The organism is Acinetobacter sp. ANC 3832 (assembly GCF_002135415.1).
Taxonomy (GTDB): Bacteria; Pseudomonadota; Gammaproteobacteria; order Pseudomonadales; family Moraxellaceae; genus Acinetobacter.
Genome location: NZ_NEGJ01000001.1, coordinates 375,425 through 388,326 on the forward strand (window position 1 = coordinate 375,425; position 12,902 = coordinate 388,326).

At 36.4% G+C, this 12,902-nt stretch carries 15 protein-coding genes; 4 read left to right on the forward strand and 11 right to left on the reverse strand.

Annotated features, from left to right (window positions below; all coding sequences use genetic code 11):
• Positions 1–62: 62 nt before the first annotated feature.
• On the reverse strand, positions 63–719 hold the full coding sequence (locus B9T35_RS01770) for an HAD-IA family hydrolase (protein ID WP_086189408.1): 657 nt from the start codon (positions 717–719) through the stop codon (positions 63–65).
• 124 nt (positions 720–843) lie between these two features.
• Between B9T35_RS01770 and B9T35_RS01775 the strand changes: the two genes are divergently transcribed.
• Both B9T35_RS01775 and B9T35_RS01780 read left to right on the forward strand, forming a co-directional pair.
• Entirely contained in the window at positions 844–1,611 is a 768-nt protein-coding gene (locus tag B9T35_RS01775; protein WP_086189409.1) for a hydroxymethylpyrimidine/phosphomethylpyrimidine kinase, read from the forward strand.
• Positions 1,612–1,725: 114 nt separating this feature from the next.
• The gene (locus tag B9T35_RS01780) at positions 1,726–2,277 is read left to right on the forward strand and encodes an XAC2610-related protein (protein WP_086189410.1); all 552 of its coding nucleotides are present in this window, start codon (positions 1,726–1,728) and stop codon (positions 2,275–2,277) included.
• Between the two features lie 4 nt (positions 2,278–2,281).
• On the opposite strand, the gene B9T35_RS01785 is transcribed toward B9T35_RS01780, so the two are convergent.
• Genes B9T35_RS01785 through sugE form a run of 3 tightly spaced genes read right to left on the reverse strand, consistent with a single transcriptional unit; the run spans position 2,282 to position 3,847 of the window.
• Entirely contained in the window at positions 2,282–2,953 is a 672-nt protein-coding gene (locus tag B9T35_RS01785; RefSeq protein ID WP_086189411.1) for a nuclease-related domain-containing protein, read from the reverse strand.
• 43 nt (positions 2,954–2,996) lie between these two features.
• Positions 2,997–3,482, reverse strand: a complete 486-nt coding sequence (locus B9T35_RS01790) for a methylated-DNA--[protein]-cysteine S-methyltransferase (RefSeq protein WP_086189412.1) — start codon at positions 3,480–3,482, stop codon at positions 2,997–2,999.
• 47 nt (positions 3,483–3,529) lie between these two features.
• Positions 3,530–3,847, reverse strand: coding sequence for a quaternary ammonium compound efflux SMR transporter SugE (sugE, locus tag B9T35_RS01795; RefSeq protein WP_086189413.1), 318 nt, complete (start codon positions 3,845–3,847; stop codon positions 3,530–3,532).
• Positions 3,848–4,088: 241 nt separating this feature from the next.
• Between sugE and B9T35_RS01800 the strand changes: the two genes are divergently transcribed.
• Positions 4,089–4,580: a DUF6985 domain-containing protein gene (locus B9T35_RS01800; RefSeq protein WP_086189414.1), complete on the forward strand. Its 492-nt coding sequence runs from the start codon at positions 4,089–4,091 to the stop codon at positions 4,578–4,580.
• An 85-nt stretch (positions 4,581–4,665) separates the two neighbouring features.
• On the opposite strand, the gene B9T35_RS01805 is transcribed toward B9T35_RS01800, so the two are convergent.
• The 4 genes from B9T35_RS01805 to rpe all read right to left on the reverse strand — a co-directional run bounded on the left by B9T35_RS01805 (position 4,666) and on the right by rpe (position 8,984).
• A complete protein-coding gene (locus B9T35_RS01805; protein WP_086189415.1) occupies positions 4,666–5,595 on the reverse strand; it encodes a copper resistance protein B in 930 nt (309 codons plus the stop codon).
• On the reverse strand, positions 5,582–7,324 hold the full coding sequence (locus tag B9T35_RS01810; RefSeq protein WP_086189416.1) for a multicopper oxidase domain-containing protein: 1,743 nt from the start codon (positions 7,322–7,324) through the stop codon (positions 5,582–5,584). Before B9T35_RS01810 ends, B9T35_RS01805 begins: the two co-directional genes overlap by 14 nt.
• A 46-nt stretch (positions 7,325–7,370) precedes the next feature.
• Positions 7,371–7,907, reverse strand: coding sequence for a hypothetical protein (locus tag B9T35_RS01815; protein WP_086189417.1), 537 nt, complete (start codon positions 7,905–7,907; stop codon positions 7,371–7,373).
• Between the two features lie 390 nt (positions 7,908–8,297).
• Entirely contained in the window at positions 8,298–8,984 is a 687-nt protein-coding gene (gene rpe / locus B9T35_RS01820) for a ribulose-phosphate 3-epimerase (protein WP_086189418.1), read from the reverse strand.
• Positions 8,985–9,274: 290 nt separating this feature from the next.
• Here rpe and B9T35_RS01825 point away from each other — a divergent pair, with 290 nt between their 5' ends.
• Complete coding sequence (locus B9T35_RS01825) at positions 9,275–9,553, forward strand: DUF2218 domain-containing protein (RefSeq protein WP_086189419.1); 279 nt, start codon at positions 9,275–9,277, stop codon at positions 9,551–9,553.
• A gap of 67 nt (positions 9,554–9,620) precedes the next feature.
• Here B9T35_RS01825 and B9T35_RS01830 read toward each other — a convergent pair whose 3' ends face one another.
• The 3 genes from B9T35_RS01830 to fghA all read right to left on the reverse strand — a co-directional run bounded on the left by B9T35_RS01830 (position 9,621) and on the right by fghA (position 12,896).
• Entirely contained in the window at positions 9,621–10,736 is a 1,116-nt protein-coding gene (locus B9T35_RS01830) for a M48 family metallopeptidase (protein WP_086189420.1), read from the reverse strand.
• A 20-nt stretch (positions 10,737–10,756) separates the two neighbouring features.
• Complete coding sequence (locus B9T35_RS01835; protein WP_086189421.1) at positions 10,757–11,845, reverse strand: YjgN family protein; 1,089 nt, start codon at positions 11,843–11,845, stop codon at positions 10,757–10,759.
• 214 nt (positions 11,846–12,059) lie between these two features.
• Positions 12,060–12,896, reverse strand: a complete 837-nt coding sequence (gene fghA / locus B9T35_RS01840) for an S-formylglutathione hydrolase (protein ID WP_086189422.1) — start codon at positions 12,894–12,896, stop codon at positions 12,060–12,062.
• Positions 12,897–12,902 lie beyond the last annotated feature (6 nt).

Consider the following 12,902-nt stretch of genomic DNA (forward strand, 5'->3'; position numbering starts at 1 on the left):
AAAAAAGAGAGTGAAAAATCACTCTCTATCTAAATGAGCTCAGGGCTTTTTAACCGTATTGCTTAGACCTGAGCGGCTAAAAGTTGTGTAATTTGCGAAAACTGTTGAATTCGAGCTTTAGGCTGAGCTTCATCCAGTTCTGCTTTTGAACCATAGCCATTCTCTACAGCAATCGTTTCAATCCCATTGCGACGTGCACCTAAAATATCATGCTCTCGATCTCCAATCATTAAGCATTCTTTAGGGTCGAGTTTTTCTTGTTGAAGAATATACTCAATTAAATCGCCCTTATTGGTACGCTCACCTGTTAGCTCGCTACCATAAGGGTACTCAAAATATTGCAGTAAATTAAAATGCTCTAAGATTCGTTTGGCATAAATTTCTGGTTTTGCTGTCGCCAAAAATAGACGATACCCTTGCTCTTGTAGTTGCTTTAAGGTTTCCGCTACATTTGCAAATACTTCATTTTCAAATAAACCTGTAACAGCAAAGCGTTCACGATAGCCCAGCAAAGCCTGTTCAGCTAAATCATTATCTACAGATACATTTAAAATTTTCGCCAAAGATGCTTTTAACGGCGGTCCAATAATCCAGTCAATATTTTCAGATTCCGCAATTGAATGTCCCACTTTTGCTAAACCATAACGTGCGGAAGTAGTAATACCTACTTTAGGGTCGGTTAATGTTCCATCCAAATCTATCAAAATATTCTTAATCACGACCTAACCCTATTTGTCTATTTTGGCAATAAGCGCATTCCAAATGCTAATTTCACAATTAGTATCGAGACTTCGCTTAAAGTTGCCTATACTAACGCAAATTTTATGTATTAAGGACATCATTGTGCGCCCGACTGTACTTTGTTTTTCTGGTTTAGATCCATCTGGTGGCGCAGGTTTACAAGCCGATATTGAAGCGATTGGTCAAAGTGGCGCGCATGCAGCCATTGCCTGTACCGCACTCACGATTCAGAACTCTCAACAAGTTTTTGGCTTTGAAGCGACATCAAAAGAATTATTACTTGCTCAAGCCAATGCTGTCGTGAATGACTTACCCATTTCATGTATTAAATCTGGCATGTTGGGAACAACAGATAACATTGCAACTTTAGCGGAGTTTTTACGTGCACATCCTGATTATTTATATGTACTAGATCCTGTTCTTGTCGCCAACAGTGGTGGTTCATTAGGCAATCAAGAAACTTTAGTGAAAGCATTTGCAGAACTTGTTCCTTTTGCTACCGTGATTACGCCAAATACTGTCGAATTGCGTGCTTTAACCGGTGAGCAAGAGTTAGAAAAAGCCACAGCCAAGCTTTTTGAAATGGGTGCACAAGCTGTACTCGTTAAAGGCGGCCATGAAGATACACCTGACTATATTCGCAATGCTTTATATATCAATGGCGAATTAGTTTCTGAAACACGTTGTCCTCGTTTAGATGGCGAATATCACGGTTCAGGTTGTTCATTGGCAAGTTTTATTGCAGGTCGTTTGGCTCAAGCTGATGAATTAAAAGTTGCTGTAAATCATGCTGAAGCATGGCTCTTCGGTGTATTGAAAAATGCTGAAAGCCCTGTTCTAAATGGACAGAAGATTCCGAAACGGTTTTGATTTTCTAAGATAACTATTTCTAAAGCCCTAGAAGCGATTTACATCTATATACGATTTAACTTTTTAGAATCCAAGTTTCATCAAGCTGATTTGATGAAACTTTAAGGAATTAACATGAACATAATAAAAAGAACATTCGCACTTCTTACTATATTCACTCTTCATTCTATTTCTTTCGCACTACCAACTTCTCAGGCAGTAAAAGGAAATACTGAATTCAAATTAAATGGGCAAAACATTCAGTTTATTTTTAATGAAAATAGTGATGATGCACCTGCACAGTTAATAATGAAAAATAAACTAAAAAAACAACAATTTTCAATTGCTGAATTACCTTATCAATCTACTCGTCATATTTATTTTGCTGATTATAATTTTGATGGCTTGACTGATTTTTCAATATCAGCACCTGATATGGGGATGGGCGTTTATCAAGTATTTGATATATTTCTGTATCAACCTAAAACCCAAAATTTTGAAGTTATTGATCAGGAAAAGTTTGATTTTAGCCATTCTCAATGCACAGCTTTTACCGATATTCGTCTCTTTCCCACCAAGCGCCAAATGAGCAGTTCATGTCGTGGTGGCGCGCGTTGGTGGACAGATACTTATCAGTTTAACAAGGGACAATGGCGCTGGATAAAATCAAAAGATGAGAGCGAATAAAGCGTTAATATTCTGCTGACTTATCTGCGTGTTGCTCTTTTAAGTTTTGTACATGTTGTCGATTGGTCTTCCATGATTTTTCTAAAATTTCTTTTTCAATACGTAGCTGTATTCGTTTTAACTTCGTTGATGAAATAATGTCACTGCTAAAAGTTTTCACATAATCTGTCCAACCAGCTCCACGAAAAACATTCATCGGCATTTCAGTTTTAAATTCACAATCAGGCATGAATACAACAATAGAATGTATCAATGTAGGATCGACAATATCACTCAATACCTGTTCCAAAACTTTATGATGCTTATAATTTTGGTGTAAAGGATTTTGAAATTTGAATGACTTTTTATAGATTTTTTGCGTCCATGTTTTCTGACGCTCACTACCAAAAATCCAACCTTTATAGTTCTTTGTTTCGATCACAAAAATACCATAAGGACTTAATAAAATATGATCAATTTGTGTCGTTTTATTCTGTTCATCAGGCAAAGTACAATCATTTAATAAAATATATTCTTTATCCAAATACAGCTTTACATGCGTGCTGACAGCAAATTCCCCAAGTTTACCTTTAATAAATGGCTTAAATGCTTTAAACAAACCAATAACAATGAATAATAAAACGATCCACCATAATTGAGAAAATAGAGGGCCAAAAATTTGTGAAATATTTATCATTTAAAAAGCGCATTATATTTTAAATAACAATAACATAAAATCTTTACATATTTGAAATTTCTAGTTCTAATAAAATACTTTTATTCTCCAACCCACCTGCAAAACCCACTAACTTTCCATTTGCACCCACCACTCGATGGCACGGTGCAATAATTGAAATTGGATTTTTACCATTGGCTGCACCCACTGCACGAACAGCTTTAACATTTCCAACCTGCTCGGCAATTTGCTTATAACTACGTGTTTCACCAAATGGAATCGTTAATAAAGCTTGCCAAATTTTCTTTTGAAATTCTGTACCTTCAAAATCTAAAGGTAAATCAAACTGAGTGCGTTGACCCACAAAATATTCATTTAATTGTTTTTGAGTTTCCAATAAAATTGGATGCTTTTTATCTTCAACCAGTTCAGCTAGACGTATTCGTTTAGGATTCTCATTTTCCCAAAGCACAGCAACTAAAGCCTGATCTGTTGCAACTAATTTCAGTAAACCCACAGGAGAAGCCATTTCAGTAAATACGAGTTTCATTAACCTCTCCCATGGTTCAATATTTTTAAATCTATTTAAAAATCATATTATGATGAAGATAATTTCATCAGTACTAAACCAGCAACAATCAATACCGCAGCCAACATTCGCATAGCCGTTGCAGGTTCACCTAAGATAAAAATACCAATTAGGAAAGAACCAATGGCACCAATTCCTGTCCAGATGGTATACGCAGTTCCGAGTGGTAGAGTTCGCATTGCATAAGCCAATAAACCAAAACTCAAAATCATAAATACAAGCGTAATAATACTTGGGGTTAGCTTACTAAAGCCGTCAGACATTTTCATTGAATATGCCCAAACCACTTCAAACAAACCCGCCAAAATAAGAACAAACCAAGCCATGATGCCTGTCTCCAATTGATTAGAGTCAGGTCGTCCTGACGAATTTTCTCACTATTATAAATATATGAAGAATAATGATGGAGGTCGTTCCTCCTTAATTGCCTGAAGATTATATAAAATATGACGCTATAAATAAGAATAAATTACATTTTTTGACCAAAACTTACCCTTTCGTCTCTTTTTTTTAAAAGTGCTTCTCTATAATCATTTTATGAATCAAAAACTGATGAGAATTAGAAAAATGAAACATGCATATTGGGGAGAAGTTTCTGAAAGTTGGGCAGGTTTTAGCTCAATCACGCAATTTTCACATCCATTTTTTAATGAAAATGCCTCAAGAGAAATCTTTTTAGGAGATGAATTTGATGAAAATGGTGATGAAATTGAAGATCTACCCTCAGAAAATCAATTAGATGAATATGCGAAAACCTATCAAGCATTTTTATTCAATATTGAAGATCATTTGCAGAGCATTCAAAACAAAGCTTTTGAACGCTATCAAAAACTCTATGCACATTACTATGAAAATGCTGAAAAATCAGGTCAAAGTCCTTTAAATATTACAGATATAAATGCCCATAATTCATATATTCAAACCATGTTGCATTTAAGAGTATCCACACCAAATACCATTCGAATCCTCATTCATTATGATTTAGATACGGAACATGGTCTTGAATTTAAATTAGAAAACAATGAGCTGATACAAGTCGGTGGAATTGCTGAAACTTAGACTAACTCTTTATGTAAGACATCCAACAAAATGCCACTATCGTAAAGTGGCATTTTGTTGCTAGGAAAATTGACCATTTAAAATATTAAAATTTAAAGCTGATCCCTGCACCATATAACCAACCTGATTCAGAATCAGAACGCCCTTGCCACACTGTCTGCTCATTGCCTTTGTCATAACGATAAGCGACATCAACAAACGGCATCACTTTTTTGCTGATTTCATAACGGTTTTGAATACCTGCTTGAATACTGGATAAACCTGTCTTTTTGGCAAATTTAGAATCATCACTCAACACAATTTCAGCATCTAAATAAGGCTGAGTAATCAATTTTTGTGTGAATAAAAAATCCCGTTCTGTTTCTAAACTGAGTAACACTTGCTGATCTTGACCGATATGCAGATAAGTATCCGTTTCAAAGAAATAAGGTGCCATCCCATGTACACCCAACATTGCTTTAACTTGATCTTTGTCACTCGGTTTATTTTTATCATACAAGTACTGAACACCTGCCTGAACATCCCAGAAATCCGCAACATTACGGCTATATAAAGCGGCAATATCATAATGTTCTAAAGTAGATTCAGCTTTACTCAAATGCCCTTTGAAGAATAATTTATTTTCATCCGAACCCACCCACGTATCAATTTTGGACTGCAATTCACCCTGACCATCTTCATTCAACATCCACTTGTTTTCCACAGTGGTTGCTTGATTAATTTGACCACCATGTTCTTTATGATGATCATGACTTTGATCTATCGAGCTTGAAGATTGAAAGTTTTCAGATTGATCATCTTTTTGAGTCGATTCTACTGAATGTAACTGCGTTACTGTACCATGCATCGAGTGATCAGACATAGACATGGTAGATGGAACAGCGGATTCTACTGTCACCATTGGCTGAGCATTAGACATCATCATGTCATGCCCTTCATGTGCCCAAATCACACTACTCATCATCAAAATTGAACTGCTTAAAACTGTTTTTGAAAAAAGATTAATGATGTGCATGGCTTTTCTCCTGATTCTGAAGAGAAGCATCCCCTTTCATATCCATTAGCATTGTTGTTTTGCTCTTTGACCCATCATCTAACTGAGGTTTTAATGGCTGAGTAGAAACGTTACCATCCGATACATTGGCAACAATCAACTTATTCATCATTCCTGCACTCATGTGATACAGCAAATGGCAATGAATTGCCCATTCACCCAACTCATCAGCCGTCAATAAAGTCGTCACCGTTTTGCCTGGTAGCACAATCACAGTATGCTTATTCGGCATATCTACCATAGGCTGACCATTTTCCAATTGCATAAACATGCCATGTAAATGCATAGGATGCGCCATCATACTGTCATTGATAAATTTCAAACGGATACGTTCACCGAACTTCACTTTTAAAGGTTCAGCTTCACTAAATTTTTTACCATTGATGGTCCAAATATAACGCTCCATCGTACCGCCTAAACGAATCACCAATTCACTACTTGCTTCCCGCGTATCTTTTTGTGGCGTGAGTGATTTTAAGTCTGCATATTGCAAAGCTTTATCACCTTTGGGTGTTGATGCATTTACCCAACCATACGCAATTTGATCATTTTTAGGGATTAATGCAGATGCTGTTTTGCTCTGCTGTGAATGATCCATATCAGACATTGAACCATGCCCCATATCTTCCATCGTCAACAAAGAACGTGGACGCGGTTCAGGCAGATGAACACCATGTGCCATTGGATTCATTTCATTATGCAAAGTTCCGATTGCAAAACCTGAACGATCAATCGATTCTGCTTCAATCTGATAATGTTCTGCTTTAGGCTCAACAATCACATCATAGGTTTCAGCCGTACCAATTCGAAACTCATCAACAGGAACAGGTTGCACAGGTTGACCATCTGCACTGACTACCATCATTTTTAAATGTGGAATACGGACATCAAAGAACGACATTGCCGAGGCATTAATAAAACGTAAGCGCACTTTCTCATTTGGCTTAAACATGCCTGTCCAATTTTGCTCAGGTGTTTTGCCATTCACTAAAAAGGTATAACCCGTCACATCAGATAAATCAGTTTTCAGCATGCGCATCTGATTCCACATCGAACGATCTTGCCATGCTGATTTCACACCATCTCGTTTCACTTGCTTTAAAATATCAGCAACTGTTTCACGTTGGTTTTGATAATACTCCGCAGATTTTTTTAGATTTTTCATGATCTGATCACTGGTCGAGTCATGAAAATCAGACAGCATCACCACATAATCACGATCAGCCTGTTCATGTGTTGCTAATGGCTTTTTACCTTTCGGATAAATCACCAATGAGCCATATAAACCATCCTGCTCCTGACCTTTGGAATGTGCGTGATACCAATAGGTTCCGCTTTGGCGTACTTTAAATTTATAAACAAAATCTCCATTCGGTTTGATGGCATTAAAACCATTAAAGCCTGGCACACCATCCATCAAACCGGGTAGCAATAAACCATGCCAATGAATTGAAGAATCCTGATTTTTTAAATTATTATGCACGTGAATAACAGCGTCATCACCTTCTTCAAACTCTAAAAGAGGCGCAGGGAATTGACCATTTACCGTAATACGTTTTACTGGCTTACCTGTAATATTGACTGTACCTTCAGCAATATTCAGATGATATTCTTTCACTTCTGCAAATACCCATGTAGATGCAGAGAGACATAAGCCCAAAAGCAAGCTTTGCTTGATAAAAATAGACATAATTTGACCTTAATCTTAAAAATAAAATGCGTTTTTTATTCCAAGATTAAGCTTTAGGAGGGCGAAGAATTTCCTGCCAATGCCCTGCAAGATGCTGAGCTTGATAATCGTGCTGTGACGATTGTTTTTGATAAGCCACAATAGGCTGAGAAAACTCAACAGGAGCAACATTCAACCATACAATCATTGCCTGACATGCCATTAAGCTACAATCAGGGCATTGCTGATGCTGTATTTTTCCTGAATCGGATACAAACATACAACTGGCTTTCAAAGCCATATCATTTAAATCTGTGGATGTTGCATCTTTAGACTTTACTGACATCGTATGATTTTGATTCTGCTCCATCATCTGCTGACAATGGCTTTTCATCTGAGCAACTGATATTTTTGACATGTCGTGTTCAGGAGTCACTGAATCTGCTTTTGATTGATCCGTGCTTGATAAGTCATTCGTTGATAAATCATCATTCGGTACTTCCGAATTTGATTGCATCATCTGTTGATGTTGAATCTGCATTTCTAAATGCATATTCTTTGTCGATGCAACAGACACACCACTCCAGCCTACGGCAAAAACCATAAGACAAACAAACCACATCTGTTTGCTGAGTTGTGTGAACAAAATAAAACCTATGGTTGTATTTATGACGAATATTCAAAGCATAGCCAATAAATTTTGGATTAGCAAATCGTCATCCAATACTTTGAGTAAGCAAGCACTGCGCTGGTTCATATTTATACAGCCGTGTTATTAACCACAGATGAATAATCAAGCGCCTACTTAAAAGACATTTACGATAAAAAAAGAGCTCATTTGAGCTCTTTTTATACATTTTTTGACTAGATGATAAACGGTTGATCTCACATTGTTTAATCTATACGCAGTTTATCCATAGCGTTATCAACACACTTATCCACCGAGTTATCATCAAACTTATCCACAATTCACATAACTAAATTGTGCAAAGATTTAAACGTTAACTGAACCCACTTTTGCCAACTCAGCACGCATTTCATCAATCACAGCTTTATAATCAGGTTTGCCAAAAATTGCTGAACCTGCAACAAACATATCTGCACCCGCTTCCGCAATTTCACGAATATTTGCAGGTCCAACACCACCATCTACTTCCAAGCGAATATCACGACCCGAAGCATCAATAATTTGGCGTGCTTTGCGTAATTTTTCTAAAGTCATTGGAATGAATTTTTGACCGCCAAAACCGGGGTTGACACTCATAATTAAAATTTGATCGACTTTATCCAAAACATAGTCTAGATAATGCAAAGGTGTACCTGGATTAAACACTAAACCTGCTTTTGCTCCACCATCTTTAATCAACTGTAATGAACGGTCAATATGATGCGATGCTTCTGGATGAAAGGTAATAATATCTGCACCTGCATCCAAAAAATCACCAATCATGCGGTCTACAGGTGAAACCATTAAATGCACATCAATCGGTGCTTTAATCCCATATTTTTTCAACGCCTTACAGATTCCTGCACCAAAAGTTAAGTTCGGCACATAGTGGTTATCCATCACATCAAAATGGACAACATCTGCACCTGATTCAAGTACGTTCTCAACTTCTTCTCCTAAGCGAGCAAAATCTGCAGATAGAATTGAAGGTGCGATTAAATAAGGCTTGGACATGAGACAACCTAGCTGTGAATTTGTGAATATCGTAATTATAGCAAACTTGACCCGTTTCGACTTTTCAAATCCAGATTCTTTTGTGGCTTAGCCAAATTAGAAACCTTTCAGCAATCTTTTTCATTTCTCTTTTTAGGAGAAAAAAAGAGACTGTAGGTACTGCTGTAAGATGTTTATTCTAGTTCTAAAAGTAAAAGCATTGCAAAAATGCAACGTATTGTTCCATTTCTACGGCATATTTATTATCTTAATTTTGCTAGATTAAACTTCAAACTTAAGAGTGTCTAAGAATGAAAAGCCATACTTCAATTTCAACCGCTGAAGCCAAGCGCATTGCGAAACGACTTTTAAACCACTGGAAACACAAATTTGAAGTCACTGAAACAGAAACTGTATTTAGTATTTTTATGCCTGAAACAACCGTTGTTTTAACTGCTGAAACAAATGCTTTACTCGTTGATATAGACACACAACTTGAAGATTACACTCGTATAGAACATGTGGTGATTGACCACTTGAATCGTATGGCACAACAAGAATTTTTTGTAGAATGGCAACATCTGAGTTAAATAAAAACAGCCATCTATTTAGATGGCTGTTGGATACCTCATCATTCAATGCTCGCTGTTGGATGTTTCACTCTTTAGTGCTTGGCTTTTGCATATTGATTTGGGGATGCTTCGCTTCAAAATCACGTACCATTTGAATCCGCTCTTCTGTCGCAGGATGTGAAGATAAAGCATCTAAAATTTCTAAAGTTTTGGGTTTCTGCTGATCCATTTGTTTTTCATCTTTTTTAGGATTCTTTTCAGTTTTCCCTTCAACTTTATCTGACTCTTCATTTAATCGCTGTAAAAAATTAGCAAAATGAGAAACTTCAATATGATGTTTATACATTGAGTTCAAAGCATATAAATCGGCTTCCTGTTCAAATTTACGTGAATAATTGGCACCGATCATCGCAGCAGGTAATGAAGTTAATAAATCTGAACTATCCCCAGTCATTGCAATATATAAAACACTAAACCCTAAGCTTGAAAGCCCTTGTTGTAAACTATGACGTTGGACCAAATGTCCTTGCTCATGCGCCAGTACACCTATAATTTCTTGGTCGCTATGTGCCAACTCAACCAATTCATCAGTAATGATAATGGTATTATTCGGCAAAGCGACCGCATTCGCTCCTAAGTAATCACCTTCTCGGAACACCAATTTGGCAGGTCTACCTTCCGCGACATTCAATAAATAATCTGATTTGATTTGATCTTTCTGCCCTTGAGAAAGCTGACTAGGCTGAGTCAAATTATTCAGGACATATTCTTCTGCTTCATTACCAATTTTAGTCAGCGTATTTTCAGGCAATTGAAAAGCAAGATAGTGAGAGGTGAAAGGAATCCCCCATTTCACTAAAGCAAAACCGAAAGCCACTACAAAAACCACACTAAATAAAATTAAACTCGGTGATCGTTCTAACTTCCAAATCGACTGATAAATATCTTTTTGTTTAATGTTAAACCAGTCAGGCAATTCATTTTTAAATTCAATTCTTGCATCATTTTTCAGTTCAATAACAGGCTTAATTTTCCCTAAAGCACCGATCAAAATCATCTCGCTATAAAGATATTGCTGCTTCAATTCAAGTGCATCACCATAACGAAGCAAAACTGAATCTTGATTGATGGGTGAAATTTCAGCTTGGCGTGGTTTTGAAACCACACCATCATAATAAATAACAGATTCAGTAGAAGACATTAATTATTGATCTCATAGCATTATAGTGAAACATCGATGTCAAAGATGTCACTAATTTCTTCGGCAATAGCACTGTGATCTTCTTGAGCTTGATTCATCATTTCATTTGGATCATCAAATAAAGTCAAACTTAAAGATTCTATTTGATATCGATATAAACGAATTGCTGCCCACGCAGACATCAAGCCAATCGATAAAACTTTTACAATCCAATTTGAACCGACAATCCATGCATAGCGCCATTGATTACAATCTGTTTGAAATTGGCTGTTTCCGACCGTCGTATTATTCCAAGTGGTGATAAAAATACGGGCAGATATTAACGGCCAAATAAAGAACAATACAAAAGCATAACCAATACCAAAGAACACTAGAGCTTGGTCAGGGCGAGATGCCAACATGAAACCTAAAATCACCAAAACTAAAATAATGCCTAAAAACATAAAAATAGGAATATATACTGCACGCATATAAGCAGGCCAATCTGCATGGAGTTGAAACTTCAACTGCCCTGCATATAGGTTATTGATGCAATAACGTTTATAAAGCCAAATCAATACAGGTGTGAAAAGTCCTAAGGTAAAAATATAGATTAGAACTCCTGTAATCAACGCGATATAAGAATCTTTGGTCGTGCCACCAAAATAAAAACGACTATTGCCATATTTACTATTTCGAGCTGTAAATCTGAGCGTTGCCCAAATAAGCCAAGGAATCGCTAAATACAGAATTAGAAAACCAAAAATTGAGACATTAATTGAATATTGAGCACCAATCGAAATACCTGCATAAATCCCTAATGCAATTAAGCGACCAATTAAAATTTTCTTAGGCACGCCTGTAAAATCAAATTTACGATCGATAAATTCAGAATTACCATAAAAATAGCGCAAACGACGAACTTTTGCCCACGGCGCATAAAGGCTCAAAGTAACAATCGTCAGTAAGATATTGACGATCCAAATACCAAAATATTCATTGGCATCACCATAAAACTTAAATCGATACACACTACCTGAACCAGTTAACTGTAATGGTTCAAAAGGAATAGGCGGTGGAAAATCTGGTGGTGCTGAATCTGGAAAAAATGGAGGGTTTTGTTCTTGCATTATTTTCTCTTATTTTAGCATGTCATCATTTTTGGAATAAAAATTAACTTTTTAAAAATAATCAAAGTTATCTAGAGTTTATATTTTTTTAACACAAAATAAAATAGAACAAAATATAAACAACATTTATCTTTTGCTCTATTTTTGCATAATTCAGTTTCTTAGATCAAATATTAAAATGATCGTTCTGCTATCAAAACCAATAATTCAATGTTTACTTCTGCAATTGTAAGGCATGAAATTGTAGATGATCATCAATAAAGCTTTGAATAAAGTAATAACCATGATCATAGCCATCATGCAATCTAAGGGTCAGTTTCTGACCCACTTTATTACACGCTTTCTGGTATTTTTCAGGATTAAGTTGACTATAAAATTGATCATTAACCCCTTGATCAATGAGAACTTCATCAAACAGCTTTCCTTTGACTAAAACCAATTGCTCTGCATCATGTTTTGCCCATTCACTCTGATCACCACCTAAATAATGAGAAAAAGCTTTCTCGCCCCAAGGACAAACACTTGGTGCACAAATCGGAGCAAAAGCAGAAACTGATTTAAATTTCTCTGGATACTTCCAAGCTAACGTCAATGCACCATGACCGCCCATACTGTGCCCTAGAATTCCAATGGCATTTTTTTGAATGGGTAGCTCTTGCAATACTTTTGAATAAAGCTCATCAACAATATAACTTTCCATCTGATAATGCGCTGACCATGGCGATTGAGTTGCATTTAAATAAAAACCTGCACCCTGCCCTAAATCCCATGAGTCTGCCTGAGCAACATCATCACCACGTGGTGATGTATCTGGGCAAATTAAAATCAATCCCAATTGAGCTGCTAAACGTTGCGCATGTGCCTTGATAATGAACGTTTCTTCAGTACATGTTAAACCTGCCAAATAAAACACAGCAGCACATTTCTGGGCTTTCAACGCTTGAGGTGGTAAATACACCGAAAACTTGGTTAGCCCTTTCAAGAAAGATGAGTACATTTGATAAATACGTTGCTCACCATCAAAACATTTATTTTTTTGAAGCAGTTCCATTCAATT